The organism is Paractinoplanes polyasparticus (assembly GCF_019710575.1).
GTDB classification, from domain to species: Bacteria; Actinomycetota; Actinomycetes; order Mycobacteriales; family Micromonosporaceae; genus Actinoplanes; species Actinoplanes polyasparticus.
Genome location: NZ_JAHWFK010000013.1, coordinates 367,537 through 385,065, shown reverse-complemented (window position 1 = coordinate 385,065; position 17,529 = coordinate 367,537). Strand labels below are relative to the sequence as shown.

At 71.3% G+C, this 17,529-nt stretch carries 16 protein-coding genes and 1 riboswitch; of the genes, 9 read left to right on the top strand and 7 right to left on the bottom strand.

Annotation, left to right across the window (positions count from 1 at the left end):
- Positions 1-334 precede the first annotated feature (334 nt).
- Both KXC43_RS16775 and KXC43_RS16770 read right to left on the bottom strand, forming a co-directional pair.
- On the bottom strand, positions 335-2,260 hold the full coding sequence (locus KXC43_RS16775) for a hypothetical protein (RefSeq protein WP_221376967.1): 1,926 nt from the start codon (positions 2,258-2,260) through the stop codon (positions 335-337).
- An 88-nt stretch (positions 2,261-2,348) separates the two neighbouring features.
- Positions 2,349-2,804, bottom strand: a complete 456-nt coding sequence (locus tag KXC43_RS16770) for an Hsp20/alpha crystallin family protein (RefSeq protein WP_221376966.1) — start codon at positions 2,802-2,804, stop codon at positions 2,349-2,351.
- 212 nt (positions 2,805-3,016) lie between these two features.
- Here KXC43_RS16770 and KXC43_RS16765 point away from each other — a divergent pair, with 212 nt between their 5' ends.
- The 4 genes from KXC43_RS16765 (at position 3,017) to KXC43_RS16750 (ending at position 7,409) form a co-directional block, all read left to right on the top strand.
- Positions 3,017-4,249 carry an MFS transporter gene (locus KXC43_RS16765; protein ID WP_221376965.1) on the top strand — a complete coding sequence of 411 codons (1,233 nt, stop codon included), beginning with the start codon at positions 3,017-3,019 and terminating at the stop codon, positions 4,247-4,249.
- A gap of 73 nt (positions 4,250-4,322) precedes the next feature.
- The gene (locus KXC43_RS16760) at positions 4,323-5,327 is read left to right on the top strand and encodes a zinc-dependent alcohol dehydrogenase (protein WP_221376964.1); all 1,005 of its coding nucleotides are present in this window, start codon (positions 4,323-4,325) and stop codon (positions 5,325-5,327) included.
- 4 nt (positions 5,328-5,331) lie between these two features.
- The gene (locus tag KXC43_RS16755) at positions 5,332-6,525 is read left to right on the top strand and encodes an NAD(P)/FAD-dependent oxidoreductase (RefSeq protein ID WP_221376963.1); all 1,194 of its coding nucleotides are present in this window, start codon (positions 5,332-5,334) and stop codon (positions 6,523-6,525) included.
- A 128-nt stretch (positions 6,526-6,653) separates the two neighbouring features.
- Positions 6,654-7,409, top strand: coding sequence for a ferredoxin reductase domain-containing protein (locus KXC43_RS16750; protein ID WP_221376962.1), 756 nt, complete (start codon positions 6,654-6,656; stop codon positions 7,407-7,409).
- Here KXC43_RS16750 and KXC43_RS16745 read toward each other — a convergent pair.
- Positions 7,357-7,944, bottom strand: a complete 588-nt coding sequence (locus tag KXC43_RS16745; protein ID WP_308129107.1) for a LysR family transcriptional regulator — start codon at positions 7,942-7,944, stop codon at positions 7,357-7,359. The genes KXC43_RS16750 and KXC43_RS16745 overlap by 53 nt on opposite strands.
- Between KXC43_RS16745 and KXC43_RS16740 the strand changes: the two genes are divergently transcribed.
- A complete protein-coding gene (locus KXC43_RS16740; RefSeq protein WP_221376961.1) occupies positions 7,915-8,259 on the top strand; it encodes a YybH family protein in 345 nt (114 codons plus the stop codon). The genes KXC43_RS16745 and KXC43_RS16740 overlap by 30 nt on opposite strands.
- A 9-nt stretch (positions 8,260-8,268) precedes the next feature.
- On the opposite strand, the gene KXC43_RS16735 is transcribed toward KXC43_RS16740, so the two are convergent.
- A complete protein-coding gene (locus KXC43_RS16735; protein WP_308129106.1) occupies positions 8,269-8,775 on the bottom strand; it encodes a transglycosylase family protein in 507 nt (168 codons plus the stop codon).
- A 44-nt stretch (positions 8,776-8,819) separates the two neighbouring features.
- Positions 8,820-8,963: riboswitch (cyclic di-AMP (ydaO/yuaA leader) on the bottom strand.
- 141 nt (positions 8,964-9,104) lie between these two features.
- Here KXC43_RS16735 and KXC43_RS16730 point away from each other — a divergent pair.
- Positions 9,105-10,343: a saccharopine dehydrogenase family protein gene (locus KXC43_RS16730; protein ID WP_221376959.1), complete on the top strand. Its 1,239-nt coding sequence runs from the start codon at positions 9,105-9,107 to the stop codon at positions 10,341-10,343.
- Positions 10,344-10,478: 135 nt separating this feature from the next.
- Here the strand turns inward: KXC43_RS16730 and KXC43_RS16725 are convergent, their stop codons facing one another.
- Positions 10,479-11,117: a TetR/AcrR family transcriptional regulator gene (locus KXC43_RS16725; protein WP_308129105.1), complete on the bottom strand. Its 639-nt coding sequence runs from the start codon at positions 11,115-11,117 to the stop codon at positions 10,479-10,481.
- A 210-nt stretch (positions 11,118-11,327) separates the two neighbouring features.
- Here KXC43_RS16725 and KXC43_RS16720 point away from each other — a divergent pair, with 210 nt between their 5' ends.
- The 3 genes from KXC43_RS16720 (at position 11,328) to KXC43_RS16710 (ending at position 13,555) form a co-directional block, all read left to right on the top strand.
- Complete coding sequence (locus KXC43_RS16720; protein WP_221376957.1) at positions 11,328-11,936, top strand: GNAT family N-acetyltransferase; 609 nt, start codon at positions 11,328-11,330, stop codon at positions 11,934-11,936.
- Between the two features lie 18 nt (positions 11,937-11,954).
- A complete protein-coding gene (locus KXC43_RS16715; RefSeq protein ID WP_308129104.1) occupies positions 11,955-13,052 on the top strand; it encodes a DNA glycosylase AlkZ-like family protein in 1,098 nt (365 codons plus the stop codon).
- Between the two features lie 191 nt (positions 13,053-13,243).
- The gene (locus KXC43_RS16710; RefSeq protein ID WP_221376956.1) at positions 13,244-13,555 is read left to right on the top strand and encodes a DUF3040 domain-containing protein; all 312 of its coding nucleotides are present in this window, start codon (positions 13,244-13,246) and stop codon (positions 13,553-13,555) included.
- 360 nt (positions 13,556-13,915) lie between these two features.
- On the opposite strand, the gene KXC43_RS16705 is transcribed toward KXC43_RS16710, so the two are convergent.
- Both KXC43_RS16705 and KXC43_RS16700 read right to left on the bottom strand, forming a co-directional pair.
- A complete protein-coding gene (locus KXC43_RS16705) occupies positions 13,916-15,142 on the bottom strand; it encodes a bifunctional glycosyltransferase family 2/GtrA family protein (protein ID WP_221376955.1) in 1,227 nt (408 codons plus the stop codon).
- A 273-nt stretch (positions 15,143-15,415) separates the two neighbouring features.
- Positions 15,416-17,470: a glycosyltransferase family 39 protein gene (locus tag KXC43_RS16700; protein WP_221376954.1), complete on the bottom strand. Its 2,055-nt coding sequence runs from the start codon at positions 17,468-17,470 to the stop codon at positions 15,416-15,418.
- Between the last annotated feature and the right edge of the window lie 59 nt (positions 17,471-17,529).

Here is a 17,529-nt window from a genome sequence, read left to right as displayed (position 1 = left end):
CCACCACCAGCGAGAACTGGTAGCCGACGAGGTAACGGTGCAGTTCGGTGCCGGTGGCCGCGTTCGAGCGGTTGGTCAGGATGGCGCCAGGCCGGGCAGATCGAGGCCCCGGCTCGTGCCGCGCCGGCCGGCCGGGATCGTCAGGCCCGCGAGCCGGCGTCCGAGGGGCAGGAGTGGCGGCGGCAGCGGCGGGTCGCGCTCGAGTGCCTGCCCGCCGACAAGTTCCCGATGATGGTGCGGTTCGGGGCCACCTACGCCGAGGAGCCCGACGTCGAGCGCTACTACGCGTTCGGCAGCGAGCTCCTGATCAACGGGGTTGAGGCGTCGGTCCGGCCTACCTCGTGAAGGTGAAGTACTTGTAGGCGCCGTAGGTCGTGGTGTTCACCGTGTCGCCCGACTTGCCGTACATGTAGGACGCCCGTACGCGATATTTGAGCCCGACCGTGTGGGTGCCGGTCAGCTCGTTGTACGCCTTGCCGTCGGTGAGCCTGGACCACGCGGACTTCCACGGCCGCCACTGCTTGCCGTCGTGGTACTGGATCTCGAGGAGGGCTGACCGGCCCGGGTAAGGCGACATGCTCGTGATGAACCGGGGATCCACCGTCGACCGCAGGAAGTGGTACGACACCGAGCCGATGTTGCCGGTGCCGTAGTGCCGGTCGAGGGCCACCGAGACGCTGACCTTGGTGGCGACCGTCGACCGGGCGGTGCGGGCCGAGGTGAAGTTGTCGCCGCGGAAGATCGCCGACATGGTCGTGGTGCGGGTCAGCTTGAACGCCGCCGTCACGACGCCCTTGCTGTTCGCGGTGGCCTTGCGCACCAGGCGGTTCGGCTGGTCGGAGCCGTACGGGTCGGCCCAGATCTCGACCGAGCGGTTCGACGAGGTGGCGCCGAGCTTGGCCGTGAAGGTCACCGTCGACCCGGCGGCGAAGGTGCTGCCGTTGCGGTCGAGGGTCAGCGTCGTCGCCTTGATCGTGCCGACCTGGAAGGACTTCGTGGCGTTGGCCGGGGAGTAGTCAGCGTTGCCGGCCAGCGCGACCGTGTAGCTGACCGTGCCGCTGCGGGCCGGCTTGTCGCTGATCGAGAACCGACCGTTCGCGGGTACGGTCTGTGGCCCGACCCGGCGACTGCCGGCCGAGTCCTTGCGGGTGATGACTACGGGCAGCCCGGCCGGAACGGGCGCGCCGAAGACGCCGGTGATCGTGGCCGTTCTGCCCAGTTCCACCTTGGCCGGCACGGTCAGCTGCACCGAGGTGGCGAGCTTGGACGGATCACCGAAGATCTGCAGGGTGTAGCTGCTGCCGCTGCTCGAGACACCGAACAGGCGCGGGCCGCCGGGCTCCCAGACCAGGCCGCCGGACTGCAGCGAGCCGCCGCCCTGCACGGTGAACTGCTTGGTGGGCGTGGCCGAACCGGGCGTGAAGACCGAGACGGCCTTGCCGGCCGTGCCGCCGATGCCGACGGCCAGGGTGCCGTCCGCCTTGACGGCCACGGCGTTGCCGTCGACGCCGGCGCTGTAGCTCTGGACCGTGGTCAGGTCGGCCGGTTTCACCGCGCGGGCGAGGCTCTGCGGGCCGGCCACCAGCAGGCGGCTGCCGTCGGCGTCGAAGACCAGGTCCCGCGTACGGCCGAGGCTCTTGGCGACGGCGACGGACGGGGTGGCGGTCGAGGCGTCGAAGACGGTGACGTCGGCGGTGGTGACCGAGGGGTCGACGGCGGCGATCAGGTTGCCGGCGGACGAGAGGGCCGGCGCCTCGTCGAACGTGGTGGTGGTGACGTCCGGGATCAGGTCGGGCTCGTCGTCGCCGCCGCGTTGCAGCCGGCCCAGCCCGCCGTCGGCCTCGCCGAACCACAGTTTGCCGCCGGCCTCGGCGAGCGTGACGGGACGCACGTCCGTGGACGCCTCGTAGGTCGCGATCCGGGTGCCGACCTCGTTGAAGGCGGTGATCGCCTTCAACCCGGGGACTGCGGCGTAGACGTCGCCGTCCTTGGCCAGCAGGAGCCCGCTCACGCCGGTCAGGCCGGTGGCGGTCGACAGGACCCGCCCCGCGTAGTCGGTGATGATCACCTTCCCGGCCGCCGGGTCGGTGATGTAGATCCGTTTGTTCGCGCCGTCGGCGAGGATGTCGCCGAACGAGGTGAGGGGCAGGGCGACCTTGAGGTCGACGGCCGAGGCCGGGCCGGGGGCGCTCAGGGCGAACGCGGTCGAGCCCGCGACGAGGGCGGCCGACAACGCTGCTCGCGTGATCCGATGAGACACGTCGGGGATCGTACGGGCGCGGGCGGCGGGCGTTGATCGGCCGAACGGATCGACGCCCGCCACCCTTTGACCAGCACCGGCCCGGCCGTTACTCCGCTGCGGCGTTGCTTTCGAGCACCCGCTCGTCACGCCGGTCGGCGGTGGTGATGGCGATGCGCCGCGGCTTGGCGGCCTCAGCCACCGGGATGGTCAGCGTCAGCACACCGTCCTGCCAGGTGGCGGCGATGTTGTCGAGGTCGAGGCCGTCGCCCAGGGTCAGCCGGCGCTCGAAGGTGCCGGTCGCCCGCTCGCGGCGCAGCCACTGCACGTCGGTGTCGGTGCGCTGCGACCGCTCGGCCCGGATCGTCAGCACGCGGCCGTCGACGCCCACGTCGACCGAGCCGGGGTCGATGCCCGCGAGGTCGCAGTGCAGGACGAAGTGGTCACCGGAGCGGTAGAGGTCGATCGGCATCGCGATCGGGGCGACGCCGCCACTGCTGGAGGCGCCCAGCATCTGTCCCGCCAGGCGGTCGAACTCACGGAACGGATCAAAAGTCAGCACCACGGGATCCACCTCCTGTTGACGGCCCGCCGGCCTTTCCGGCGGTGCACGTGGCGCTCGGCTCAGATCAATGCGCCGAGGTCGTGCGGCTCGTTCCGAGGTGTCTGATCACCGCAGTGAGCAGCAGCGACAAGTAATTTTTTAGCACTCCTGCCGAGCGAGTGCCAAGCCCTTTCGGCAAGATTTCTGTCGGTCCCGGCCGGTAGCGTCGGGGCATGAGTCGTACGCGGGCCTGGATCGCTCTGGCGGCTTTGTCGCTCGGCGCTTTCCTGTACGTCACGGTCGAGACGCTGCCCATCGGCCTGCTCGCCGCGATGGCGTCCGACCTGGGCGTCAGCGAGTCGTCGATCGGCCTGCTGGTGACGGCGTACGGCCTGGTCGTCGTGGTCGTCACGATCCCGCTGACCCGGCTCACCGCGTCCTGGCCGCGCCGTCGCCTGCTGGTCGTGCTCCTGGCCGTCTTCGCCGTCGCGACCGCCCTCTCGGCCCTGGCCGTGAACTACCCGTCCCTGCTGGCGGCCCGGGTGGCGGTCGCCGTCAGCCAGTCCGTCTTCTGGGCGGTCGTCACCCCGGCCGCCGCCGGCCTGTTCCCCCGGCATCTGCGCGGCCGCGCTCTGTCCATGGTGTTCGCCGGCAGCTCCACCGCGCCCCTGGTCGGCGTGCCGTTGGGCACGTGGCTGGGCCAGCAGGGCGGGTGGCGCCTGCCCTTCCTGGCCCTGGGTCTGCTCGGCGTCGTCGTCCTGGTCGTGGTGCTGGCCCTGCTGCCCGAGTCCCCGCCGGGCGCCGGCGATGCCGACCGCGGCACGTCCCCCGACGCCGGGCGCTACCGCACGCTCGTCGTGGCCACCGCGATCATGGTGGCCGGGGCGTTCGTCGCCTTCACCTACATCGACCCCTTCCTGACCCGGGTGAGCGGCTTCGATCCCTCGGCCCTGGGCCCGATCCTGCTGCTGCGCGGTGTGGCCGGGCTGCTCGGCGTTCTGGCCGCCGGCCTGGTCGTGAGCCGCTGGGGCTGGCCGAGCTGGCTGGCCGTCACCGCGATCCAGGCTGTGGCCCTGGGCGCCCTGTTCGCCTTCGGCACCGGTCAGGCGGCCGCGGTCGCCGCCACCGCCCTGGCCGGGTTCGCCCTCTCCGGCGCCGCGTCGATTCTGGGCGTCCGGGTTCTCGAGGTCGCACCGGGCGCGACCGACATGGCCTCGGCCGGCACGTCCACGGCCTTCAACGTCGGCATCACCGGGGGCGCCCTGCTGGGCAGCGCCCTGCTGACCACGAGCGGCCCGCGCGGCCTGACCCTGGCCGGTGCCCTGCTGACCGTCCTGGCGCTGCTGGTCGTGCTGGCCGAGCCCTGCCTGGCCTCCCAACGGCGTTCGCGATCCGCCCCGGGCGAGCCGGCCGGTACGCCGCAGCCGGACGCGGTTCTGTCGCGGCCTGATCCCGGTCAGGCCTGACCGTCTGCCCGACCCGCCCGGGTGTTGGCGGCATCACGGTCGGCGGCCCGGCCGGCGCGGCAGACTGTGAGGCATGCGCGCATTCGTGATCACCGGGCCCGGGCGGTCCGAGGTCGTCGACGTCGAACCGCCGGTGGCCGGGGACGGCGAGGTGGTCGTGGATGTGGAACGGGCCGGCGTCTGCGGCACCGACATGGAGTTCCTGGGCGGCGAGATGGCCTATCTGGCCAGCGGCGACGCCTCGTACCCGGTGCGGATCGGGCATGAGTGGAGCGGCATGGTGTCGGCGGTCGGGTCCGGGGTCGACCCGTCGTGGCTCGGCCGCCGGGTCACCGGCGACACCATGCTCGGCTGCGGCAAGTGCGCCCGCTGCACCAACGGGCGCCAGCACCTCTGCGCCGACCGCTACGAGATCGGGGTTCGCAGGGGCTGGCCCGGTGCGCTGGCGGAACAGTTGCCGGTGCCGGCGAGGGCGCTTTTCGCGTTGCCGGGCGAGGTCGACGCCACCCTGGGGGCGCTGGTCGAGCCGGGCGGCAACGCGCTGCGCGCGGTCCGGGCGGCCCAGCCCGCGCCGGGCCGGACGGTGCTGGTCATGGGGCCGGGCACGATCGGTCTGCTGGCCGCGATGTTCGCCCGGGCCGGTGGGGCCGACGTGCACCTGCTGGGCGCGACGGACGAGTCGCTCACGTTCGCCCGCACTCTCGGCTTCAATCACGCCTGGACCCGCGACGAACTGCCGTCCGGGCCGTACGACTCGATCATCGACGCCACCAACGCGGTGTCGCTGCCGGCGTTCGCACTCGACCGCGTCGAGCCCGGCGGGCGCGTCGTCTGCATCGGGCTCGCCCCCGAACCGTCCTTGGTGGACACTCGTCAGGCCGTGCTGAAGGACGTCACTGTGACGGGCATTCTGAGCGCTTCCGGCGGCCTGGCCGCGACCATCGAGGCGTACGCTTCCGGGGCTGTCGACCCGCGGCCGCTGGTCGCCGAGACGGTCGGGCTCGACCAGGCGGCCGAGGTGCTGGCCGGCCGGCGCAGCGGAACAGCACCCAAAATTCACATCGACCCCCGAGGGTGAAGCTATGAGCTACGTGGTGGTGGGTGGCGGACTGGCGGCCGCCAAAGCGGTGGAAACCCTGCGTGGCGAGGGCTACGGCGGTCCGATCACGCTGATCGGGTCCGAGACCGACCGGCCGTACGAGCGTCCGCCGCTCTCCAAGGGTCTGCTGCTCGGCACCGACGAGCCGGCGAGCGTGTTCGTGCACCCGCTCGCCTGGTACGACGAGCACAACGTCGACCTGCGGCTGGGCGCCACCGCCACCGCCGTCGACCGGAACGCCAAGGTCGTCCGGCTGGCCGGCGGCGAAGCGATCGCCTACGAGCGCCTGCTGCTGGCGACCGGGTCGAGCCCGCGGCCGCTGCCCGTGCCGGGCGGCGATCGTGCCTTGCTGCTGCGTACCCTGGCCGACTCGCACCGAATCTCCGAGGCGGTCACCGCGACCACCCGCCTCGTGGTGATCGGCGCCGGCTGGATCGGCCTCGAGGTCGCCGCGGCCATGCGTGGCCGCGGCGCGCAGGTGACCGTGGTCGGCTCGACGGCGTTGCCCCTGCAGAAGGTTCTCGGCGACGAGATGGCTTCGGTCTTCGCCGACCTGCACCGGGCCCACGGCGTCGACCTGCGTCTCGGCACGCACGTCACCGAGGTCACCGCGACCGAGGTCGTGCTGGCCGACGGCACGCGCCTGGCGGCCGACGTGGTGGTCGCGGGCATCGGTGTGACCCCGAACGTCGCGCTCGCGGCCGAGGCCGGCCTGGCTGTCGACGACGGTGTGCTCGTCTCGTCGAGCCTGGCCACCAGCGACCCCGACATCTTCGCCGCGGGTGACATCGCCAATCTCGAGCACGCCTACCTCGGGCGCCGGATCCGGGTCGAGCACTGGGACGTCGCCATCCACACCGGCCGGGCCGCGGGCCGCGCGATGCTGGGCCGCGAGGTCGCGTACGACCGCCTGCCGTACTTCTTCACCGACCAGTACGACCTGGGCATGGAGTACACCGGATCCGCTCCGCCGGAGGCCGAGGTGCTCGTCCGCGGTGATGTCGCGGCCCGCGAGTTCATCGCCTTCTGGGTGGTCGACGGGCGGGTGGTGGCCGGCATGAACGTCAACACCTGGGACGTGGCCGAGCAGATCGGCGACCTCATCCGCTCCCGCGCGGTGGTCGACCGCAAGCGCCTGACCGACCCGGCCGTCGACCTGACCGCCCTGCTCGCCTGACCCGCCGGCGGGCTGCGCACCAGGGCGCTTCGCGCAGCCGGCATGTCGCACACGTTGTCCGCCGCGCACCGGGCAGATCGTCGACGCTGACCGTGAACTCCCATGGACCGACGTCGGAGGGCAAAGGGGTGTCGACCGACTGGTGGCCGGCCGAGGTGGTGCAGCACGACCGCCGCAGCCCCGACATCGCCGTGTTCCGATGCCGGACGTTTCAGCCCCTGCCGTTCCGGGCCGGGCAGCACGTGCCGATCGAGTGCCCGTACCTGCCGTGGCGCTCGGCCTCGTACTCCATAGCCAACGCCCCGCGTCTCGACCGGGTGCTCGAGTTCCACGTGCGCGCGCCGGCCGGCCCCCTTCCGGGTCCGGACGGCCACGTCGGCCCGGTGGATCCTCGCGTGTCGGCCGCGCTGGTCCATCGGCTCAAGCTGGGCGACACGCTGCGGCTGGGCGCACCGCGGGGATCGCTGACACTGGATCCGTACTCGCGTCGTGACCTGGTTTTCGTCACGGCGGGAACGGGGCTGGCCCCGGCCAAGGCGCTGATCGAGGAGTTGTCCCGCTTCAACCGGACGCGCTGGATCCACCTCTTCCGCGGCGAGCGCGACGACCGGGACTTCTATGACCGCCGGGCGCTGGACCTGCTCGCCGGGCGTCACCCGTGGCTGACCATCGTGCGGGCCAAGACCGACGTGGCCGACCTGGTGACCGCCCACGGCCCCTGGCCCGACCACGACTTCTACGTCACCGGCCCGCCCGCGACGGTCGCCGAGATCGTCCGCCGCCTGGAATCCTGCCGGGTGCCCACTGCGCGCATCCGCTACGACGACGCCCTCAGCCGAAGGCTCGGCGCAGGTGGGGGAGCAGGGCTGCCACCACGGGGCTGAGGCGGGGCCGCCAGACGAGAGCGAGCAGCGCGGCGACGCCTACGCCGTCGATCGCGACCGCCCTGAGCCGGGGAAAAGCCGTGGCCATGGACTCGCTCAGCGCGGCCAGGCCGAGGCCCCGCGACGCCACCAGACCCTCGCTCACGATGATCTGCGACTCCAGGTTCGGCGGGGGCTCGCCGGCAACGCCGACCAGAGCGACGTCCACTGTGCTCACCCGGACGCCGGCCACCAGACGGTCGGAATTGTCCTCGACGAGATCCAATTCGATCGCCGGATGGTCGCGATGGAAGTCCGCCAACGCAGCGAAGAGCGGCTTCACCTCGCAGCCCGTCACCATCCCGACCGTGAGTTGCCCGCGGACCAGCCCGCGCACCTCGTCGACCGCCTGTCGCAGGTCGGCGACAGCGTCCAGAGCCGCTCGTGCGTGCGGGAGAGCCGCGGCGCCCGCCTCGGTCAGCCGGGCCGTCCGCCCGGAGCGGTCGAAAAGAGTCGTCCCGAGCTCGTGTTCCAGCGCCTTGACCTGCGAGCTCACGCCGGATTGGCTGATGCGCAAGATGCCGAAGGCTTGGCGCTGCTCTATGAGGAAGATGCGGTCATGGCCTATCCGCCCGGCCGGCAGACGGTGGGCCGGGCGGCAATCGAACGCTTGTGGGCAGAGGCGTTGCCCCACATGCCGGCCTTCACGCCGGAAAAGCCTCTGCCCACGTTGATCAGCGGTGATCTGGCCCTGACGTCCACCCCGCCGAGCGACGGCGCGGGGGCCCGGGCCCAGGTGGTGCGCCGCCAGCCGGACGGCAGTTGGCTGCGCGTTCTCGACCAGCCCGAATTCGTCACCCCGGCCCGGTGATGGCCGGTCTCAGAATCTGAGCCGCTGACCGGGGAAGATCCGGTGCGGGCTCGAAAGAGCGCCGCTGTTGAGGCGGTAGAGGGAGCGCCAGCCACCGGCGATGTCGGTTCGCTCGGCGATCACGGCGAGCGTGTCGCCCGGGCGTACGACATAGGTGCGCCCGGCTGGCTGAGCCCGGCTCGAGGTGATTCCGGCCGATGGCGCCAGGGTGCTCGCACGGGCCCTGCGTCCGCAGGTCGGCCAGGCGCCGATGCCCTGCCCGTCCAGCACCCGTTCGGCGATCTGGATCTGCTCGGCGCGGGTCGCCCGGTCGGCGGTGGCCGCGAAGCGCGACCCGCCGTAGGCCCGCCACGTGCGGCGGCTGAACTGCAGGCCGCCGTAGTAGCCGTTGCCGGTGTTGATGCTCCAGTTGCCCCGTGATTCACAGTGGGCGATGGCATCCCAGTTGACGTCGGCCTGAGCCGCCGTTGCGGGCATTCCCACCAGGGCGCCGGTGACCACGGCGAGAACCGCCACGAGGCGATGGAGCGGGCCAGACTTGTGGATTTGTGGCATGACAGAAAGACCCTCCACGCCTACGAGGTCAGCTGTCGGGTTCGGGCTGAGGTGCCCGGCCGCGCGAAGTGGCGGCTTCACCCCGAGGCGCGCGAGCGCGCCGAGGAACCTGGGTCCCCCGCTCCATGCCGTGAGTTGGGTGTCCGACGGGCGGCGGCAGGACTCGGCGTTCCGCCCGCGGGGTCGATCGCACATCTGTGCAGGTCATCGACCAAATGGGTACGACTGCAAACGGATCGAGACTAAACCCGCCGAGCGGCTTCGGGGGTGCTGATGGAGAATCCACCACCATGAGCGACCGCGTTCGGGATCATGAAATCGTCGTCTACGGTGCCTCCGGGTTCGTCGGCGCCTTGACCGCCCGCTACCTCGCCGAGCACGCCCCGGCGGGCACCCGGATCGCGCTGGCCGGACGGTCCGAGACCAAGCTGGCAGCCGTGCGCGACCAGCTCGGCGTCGACTGGCCCACCCTCGTGGCCGACGCCGCCGACACCGGCGCGGTCGCTCGGCTGGCCGCCTCGACCCAGGTCGTGATCAGCACCGTGGGGCCCTACCTGAAGTACGGCGCGGCGCTGACCCGGGCCTGCGCCGAGGCCGGCACCGACTACGTCGACCTGACCGGCGAGGTCGTCTTCGCTCGGCAGAGCATCGACGCCAACCACGACCGGGCCCGCACGACCGGCGCCCGGATCGTGCACTCGTGCGGCTTCGACTCGATCCCGTCCGACATCGGCGTGCACGTGCTGGCGCAGCAGGTGGCGGCGGACGGCGCGGGGGAGCTCACCGACACCACCATGGTCGTGACCAGCCTGCGGGGCGGGGTCAGCGGCGGCACGATCGACACCCTGCGCCACCAGCTCGACGTGGTCAAGAACGATCGCCGCCTGCGGCGCGTAGCTGCCGGCCCTTATTCGCTGAGCCCCGACCGCGAGAGCGAACCCGATCTGGGCCGGCAGGGCGACATGGCCACGGTGAGCGGTTCCGACGTGCACCCCTCGCTGCGCGGCACCCTGGCGCCGTTTGTCATGGCGTCGTACAACACCCGGGTCGTGCGCCGCAGCAACGCCCTGCACAACCATCGGTACGGCCGGCGCTTCCGCTACCGCGAGACCATGAGTGTCGGCCGGTCGCCGCTCTCGCCGCTGATCGCCAACGGCCTCAAGCTCGGCCTCGGCGCGTTGGTCGCCGGGATGATGCTGCCGCCGACCAGGTTCGTGCTCGACCGGGTGCTCCCGAAGCCCGGCAGCGGCCCCAGCCCGCAGGTACAGCGCGACGGCCACTTCACCTTCGACTTCTTCACCACCACGACGACCGGTGCCCACTACACGGCACGTTTTCGCGCTCAGGGCGACCCGGGCTACGCGGCCACCGCCGTCATGCTCGCCGAGTCGGCGCTGGTGCTGGTCCACGACCGCGAGTCGCTGCCGCCGTCGCCGGGCGGTGTGCTGACTCCGGCCACGGCTTTGGGTGACGCGCTGGTCAACCGCCTGCGGGCGGCCGGAATGGAGATCACCGCGCGCAAACTCTGACGCCGGCTTCGCCGTCCTCGTTGCTTGTCGGTGAGCCGGGCCGCCTGGTTGCTTGTCGGTGAGCCGGGCCGCCTGGTTGCTTGGCGGTGAGCCGGGCCGTCTCGCTGCTTGTCGGTGAGCCCGGCCGTGTCGGCGCTAGAGGTCGGCTGCGCTGGCGGTGAGGGCCAGGGCGATGCCGGTCAGGTGCTCGGCCAGGTGCTCGGAGTCGCCGGCCATGTCGTGCGAGATCCAGTCGATCAGCACTTCGCTGAGGCCGGCCACCAGCGCCAGCAACGTCCGCTCGTACCCGATCTGGTCTTTGGGCGTGCCCACCGCCCGCCTCAGCACGGCCGCGACGAACTGGGCGTCCTCGCGCAGCACCCCGCGTCGCCGGGTCTCCATGCGGGGCGCGTTCACATAGATCACGCGGGCGCTTTCCGGGTGGTTCCGCAGCATGGTGACCAGGGTGTGCAGGGCCGGCCGGAACAGCTCCGCGAGATTCGCCGGCTTCTCGGGGACGGACGCCGCGACACCACGGAGCAGCCACTCGTTCTGTTCGCGGTTGACCTTCAACAGCAGGTCGGCCCGGTCGTCGAAGTGTTCGTAGAAGTACCGTTTGGACACCTTGGCGCCGGTGCAGACGTCGGCGACAGTGACATCCTCGTAGTCGCGGGTGCCGAAGAGGTGCACCGCCGACGCCAAGATCCGAGCCCGCCTCTCGCTGGCTCGTTGCTCGCGTGAACGCCCGGCATAGGTCTCACCCCGCCGGGTCGCCGCCGTGGTTTGTTCCTCCACAGCAACTACGTTACGACTAGTCGGATCAACCCACCCGCCCACCCTCCACATTGGTCAGAGATCCTTCGATGAGGGCGGGATCCGGGCATCATCTTGCGGATCCATCGCGCAGGGTAGCGGATATCCGACGTTCCGGGCATGACCAATCACTCATCGCTTTCATATCCTGCACTACTGGCCGGAACCGGTCCTTACAGGCAGGATTCAGTGATGGCCGGAAGCCGTCTCCCTTTCCCGCTCACACTGACGGGGGATGGCATCACCCTGCGCGAATGGCGATCCGAAGACCTCGACGACCTGGTCCGCATGCTCGACGAGCCCGAGATCGCCCGGTGGTCGCCGATGCCGTCGCCGTTCGACGTCGAGGCCGGCATCGCCTATCTGAAACGCTGTTATCAGAATCGCGTCAGTGGTCAGCGGATCCAGCTCGCGATCGTCGCCGACAGCGGGCGACCGGTCGGCGAGGTCCTGCTCTTCGGTGTCGACCTCGGCCTCAAGGAGGCCGAACTGGGCTATCTGGTCGACGTCCGGGAGCGGCGGCGCGGGCTCGCGTCGGGCGCCTTGTCACTTCTTTCGGCGTACGCCCAGAACAGCCTCCACCTGGGCCGCCTTCTACTGCGGATAGATCCGCGCAACGTGAGCAGCACGGCCGTGGCCCGGCGCTGCGGCTACCGGCTCACCGGTGAGGCGCCGATCCTGCAGGAGGGCCCGCACGGTTCGAGCCGGCTGGACACGTGGGAACTGCTCGAAGGGCAGGCCGACAGCCGCCGCGATCGGCAGAAGAATGTCGCATCCCGGCGGTACGGTCGTCGCACGTAAGCATTCGAGGGGGTTGCCGTGGTCAACGTCGACCGTGCGCAAGCAATGGCCTACCGGGTGGCCGCGCTGGGCCTGGCCGAACGCAGTTCCGCCCGCCCGGCCGACCTGCCGATTCTCGATCTCGGCGTGCAGGAATACACGCCCGGGTCGGCCGAGGTCGCGCTGTCCGCGCGCACCAGCGCCGACCCGGCCGACAACCGCCTGATCACCGTCTGGGCGGCCCGCGGCGCGCCCCATCGCCATCGCCGGGCCGACCTGGCCGCCCTGGTGAAACAGCTGTGGCCGATCAGTGACGCCGACGCCTCGGCGCGCATCAAGAGCGGCCAGATTCCCGAGGGCATGAAGCTCGGCATCGAGGCGTTCCGCGTCACCGCCGAGGCGTTCCGCGCTGTCGTGCACGAGCCGATGCCCCGCGGCGAGGTGAGCACCCAGGTGAGCAAGCGGGTGCCGCGCTCCCTGACGTACGACTGCCGCAGCTGCGGGGCCCGGCACATCGCCGGCAACGTCTGGCAGCATGCCGGCCTGGCCGGCGGCGTCGAGGTCCAGTCCCGCGGCCGCGACGCGATGCTGGGCCCGATTCCCGACGCGCCACCGCGCCCGGCGGCCAACGAGGGCATCACCGATTTGATCCTTGTGTACCTGCGCTTTCTGGGCCCGGCCGGCCCGCTCGAGGTCGGAAAATACCTGGGCAGCTCCACCGCCGAGATGAAGTCCGTCTGGCCCGCCGACCAGTTGACCGAGGTCACCGTCGAGGGGCGCCGGGCCTGGCTCCCGACCGACGCGGTCAAGGCCCTGAAGTCGGCGTCCCCGCAGACCGGCGCCCGTTTCGTCCCGCCGATGGACCCTCTGCTTCAGGCGCGCGACCGCGACCTCCTGGTGCCCGACCGCGCACAGCAGAAAGAGGTCTGGCGCATTCTCGGCAATCCCGGCGCCCTCCTGCTCGACGGCGAGATCGCGGGCGTGTGGCGGGCCAAGATCTCCGGCCGCAAACGGCTTGCCCTGACCGTCACGGCGTTCGGCTCACTTCCCGCCCCGCGCCGCAAACAGATCGAAAACGAAGCGGCCGAGGTGGCCCGCGCCCGAGACGTCCCCGACGCCACGGTCACCTTCGAATAGCCGCGCCGCTCCCCGGTCCATCTGGTGGGATCGGGCGGTGCTGGTCGGGGACGTCCGGGCGGATTTGTCCCGTCCAGTGGGCGGCCCGGAATTCTGGTGGTATCCGGAAGGCAACGTGTGAGTAACAATGGCATTGATCGGAGGCGTGTCGTCCGATTGAGTGTGGCCGCGGCCCGACCAGAGGTGGCGACATGTTGAGCAGGGAAGACAGCCGACGCCTGGCGCAGCTCGAGCGCCAGCTCCGCCGTGACGACCCCGAGTTCTGCGCCCGCATGACCAGCGGCCGCCTGGAGCCCCCGCGTCCCAGACGCCCGTCTCTGTCCCTGATCCTCACCGCCACCGTCATCTGGATCGCCGCCCTGATCCTCGGCGTCCTCGGCTGGTGGATAGCAGCGGCCGCAGCCGCCTTCTTCGCCACGGTAGTCATCACGGCCGCCTTCCTCCGCCGCCCACCCGGCCGCCCGCGCCGCATCACCCCCGACCAGCTCCCGCCGGAGCTGTGACGCCGCTCCGCTGAGACTTCGCGCCGCCCGGCCGGCGTGATCAGCCGCAGGCCTCGCCGTCCGCAAGGCCAGGGCAGCGGCGTCGTGTTCGCGTGGTCCGGGTGGTATCGGCTGTGGGTTGCTGATTCGCGGATGCGGCCGGATGGCTTGTGGGAAGGCGGAAAGGCGGCGCCGGACGGGGTGGCGGCGCCGCCTTTCCTGAGGGCCGGTGCCGAGGATGCCCTCGGTCGCGGGCGCGACCTCGGCGGCAACCGGGCCTCGATCTGGGACGTTCGACGCGATGATGGTTTTTCGCGGTGCACGAGGTCAGGGCAAGTCCCCCGGCCGAGGTGGTGGACGTCGGCGGCGCGATGGTGCGGCTCAGGCCGGGTGGCGTGAGCGGAAGACCCAGATGCGGAGCAGCAGGAAGCGGACTGCCGTGGCCAGCAGATTGGCTGTCACCAGGACGGCCAGTTCCACCGGCTTGGCCGGGGCGGAGTGCAGGGCGTCCAGGATGGCCAGGGCTCCGCTGGTCAGGGCGAGGCCCACGCCGAAGACGATCAGGCCCTGGGTCTGGTGACGCCAGGCGCCGGCATTGCCTCGTACGCCGAAGGTCAGACGGCGGTTGGCTGCGGTGTTGGCGACCGCGGTCAGCAGCAGGGCTACGAAGTTCGCCCATTGTGGACCGAGCCCCAGCCTCAGCGACGCGTAGAGAGCCAGGTAAGCGAGGGTGCTGGCGACACCCACGGCGGCAAAGCGGATCAGCTGGCCGGTCAGGCCGGCGGGCACTCCGGCCATGGGCAGCGGGTCGCGGCCCAACTGGTCGCGCAGGGCGGCCAGCGGCAGCTTGCCCGAGCCGAAGGCGCGCAACAGCCGCACGATGCCCTTGAGGTCGGCCAGGGCGGTGGCGACGATGTCGACCCGGCTGTCGGGGTCGTCCACCCAGTCGACCGGGACCTCGTGGATGCGCAGTCCGGCCCGCTCGGCCAGCACCAGCATCTCGGTGTCGAAGAACCAGCCGGTGTCCTCCACCATCGGCAGCAGGCGGGCCGCCACGTCCGAGCGGATCGCCTTGAAGCCGCACTGGGCGTCGGTGAAGCGGGCGGCCAGGGTGCCGCGCAGGATCAGGTTGTAGCTGCGTGAGATGAACTCGCGCTTCGCACCTCGGACGACCCGGGATCCGCGGGCCAGGCGGGATCCGATGGCCAGGTCGGAGTGGCCGCTGATCAGGGGCGCCACCAACGGGAGCAGCGCGCCCAGGTCGGTCGACAGGTCCACGTCCATGTAGGCCAGCACGGTCGCGTCGGACTGGGTCCACACGTACTTGAGGGCGCGGCCCCGGCCCTTCTCGGTCAGGCGCACCGACGCCACCTCGGGCAGGTCGTACGCGAGCCGGCCGGCCACCGCGGGCGTCGAGTCGGTGCTCGCGTTGTCCGCGATCGTGATGCGGAAGCGGTAGGGGAACGAGGCGCTCAGGTACGCATGCAGGCGCCGCACGCACGGCTCGAGGTCGACCTCTTCGTTGTGGACCGGAACGACCACGTCGAGCACCGGGGAGTCGAATCGGATCGGGGCCGCGGCGTGCGCCGGCTGCGTCGAAAGGCTCATGCCGCAACAGTGATCTCGCCGGATAAGCGCGCTTTGTGACCACCCTGTGCCGCGCCTGTGAACCCGGCGGGCGGCGGAGGTGTGGCGCGACCTGCGAGGGGACGCGCGTTTGCGGCGGCATGAGGTTCGGGTGGCGTGTCCGAGGGCGAAAGTGGGTCGGGGCGAAGTGATCGGCCGGCTCCCGTAAGGAAGCCGGCCGATTTGGGTGATGCACATGGGGGTGGTGTGCGACCGATGAGGCGGCCGGATCCCGGGGTGCGCTGTGGGTGGTGGTCAGGCGGTTCCTGTTTGCTGGGTCAGGTCGTAGACCGTGGTTGTGCCTACGGTCTGGGCGGTGAAGTTCTCGGCGACCCAGGTCGCGATCTCGGCGCTGGCGCTGCTGCCGCCCGAGTCGCTGCGGCCGCCGGCGAAACCGCCGCCGCCGATGAAGTAGTGGATTTTGCCCTCGGCCACGTACTGCTGGAACTGGGTCAGCGTGGGGGAGGGGTCGCTGCCGTTGAAGCCGCCGACCGCCATCACCGGGTCGCCGGTCGCCAGCTGGTAGCCCGACGCGCTCTGGGATCCGACTGCGGCCGCCACCCAGGTGTACTGGTCGGCGTTCGACTCCAGCAAGGCTTTCATCTCATCGCTGACCGTCGCGGCGTCGAGCAGACCGCCACCACCGCGCATCCCGCCGCCGTTACCGCGGCCGCCGAACACGCCGCCCTGCGTACCACCGGTGCCGTTCTGGGCGCCGCCGGGGAAGCCGCCCGGGAAGCCACCCTGGAAGCCGCCCGGGAAGCCGCCCTGACCGCCCCCGGGGAAGCCACCGCGACCACCGCGGCCGGGCCCGCCGCCGAAGCCGCCCGACACCGCCGGGCCGGCCGAGGGGATGGAGCCCGTGTGCGCCTCCGACGCGGTCTGCACCGCGTACGCGGTGGGACCCGCAAGCACCGCGGCCAGCGAGATCCCCGCCGCCAGCGCGGCGAGCCGAGCCGGCAGGCGAAGGGTGCCCAGCAGCGCCGCCGCGCCAACCAGCCCGCCGATGAGCACCACCCACCGCAGCCACGGCAGGAAGTCGGCACTACGCGTGAGCAGGTGATACGACCACCATGCGGTAACCGCCACGGCCACCGCCAGCGTCACCCGGCCCAGGAAACGGCTGCGCCAGAGCAGTGCCGCCCCCATGCCGACCACGGCGCCGATCGCCGGGGCCAGGGCAACGGTGTAGTACGCGTGGAAGATGCCCTGCATGAAGCTGAACACCAGGCCGGTGATCAGCAGCCAGCCACCCCACAGCACGAGCCCGGCCCGCTGCCGGTCCGTTCGCGCCCGCCGGGCCGTGACGACCAGCCCGGCCACCAGCAGGATCAGCGCTGCCGGCAGCAACCATGAGATCTGGCCACCCTGCGAGGAGTCGAACATGCGGGTCAGCCCGGTCGAGCCCCACATCCCGCCGCCGGCCATGCCGCCGCCCCCGCCGACGCTGCCGGTCTCGTCGCCGTTGAGCCGGCCCAGTCCGTTGTAGCCCAGCGTGAGCTCGAGGAGGCTGTTGTTCTGCGAGCCGCCGATGTAGGGCCGCATCGAGGCGGGCACCAGTTCGACGATCGCGATGTACCAGCCGGCCGAGACAACGAGCGCGACGCCCGAGAGCAGCAGCTGCCCGATGCGCTTGCCCAGCTTGGGTGGCCCCGCGATCAGGTAGGCCAGCGCGAACGCCGGCACCACGAGCAGGGCCTGCAGCATCTTGGCCAGGAAGCCGAAGCCGACGAAGGCGCCGGCCAACATGATCCACTTGGTCGAGCCGTTCTCGACGGCCCGTACGGTCGCGTAGGCGCCCGCCACCATGAGCAGCACGAGCAAGGCGTCCGGGTTGTTGAACCGGAACATCAGCACGGCGATCGGGGTCAGCGCGAGGACCGCGCCCGCGATCAGTCCGGCGACCGGGCCGTACCAGCGGCGCACCGTGGCGAAGAGCACGCCCACACTGGCCACGCCCATCAGCGCCTGCGGCACCAGGATGCTCCAGGCGTTGACCCCGAAGACCCGGGCCGACAGCGCCATCACCCACAGCGCGGCCGGCGTCTTGTCCACCGTGATCGAGTTGGCGGCGTCGGACGAGCCGAAGAAGAACGCCTTCCAGCTCTCCGAACCGGCCTGCACGGCGGCCGAGTAGAAGGCGTTGGCCCAGCCGTTCCGGTTCAGGCCCCAGATGTAGAGCACGCCGGTGACCAGCAGCAATGCCAGCAGCGCGGGGCGGGCCCAGGCGGGATCGGCCGCGCGCCGGGCCGGCGGGGGCACCGGCCGGTCGGGCGCGACCGGCGGCGGGACGGGCAACGTCGTCGTCATCGAGGCTCTCCACAGAAAAGCGGACCTTTATCTCGACAAGACTCGACGCCGGCCCTGTC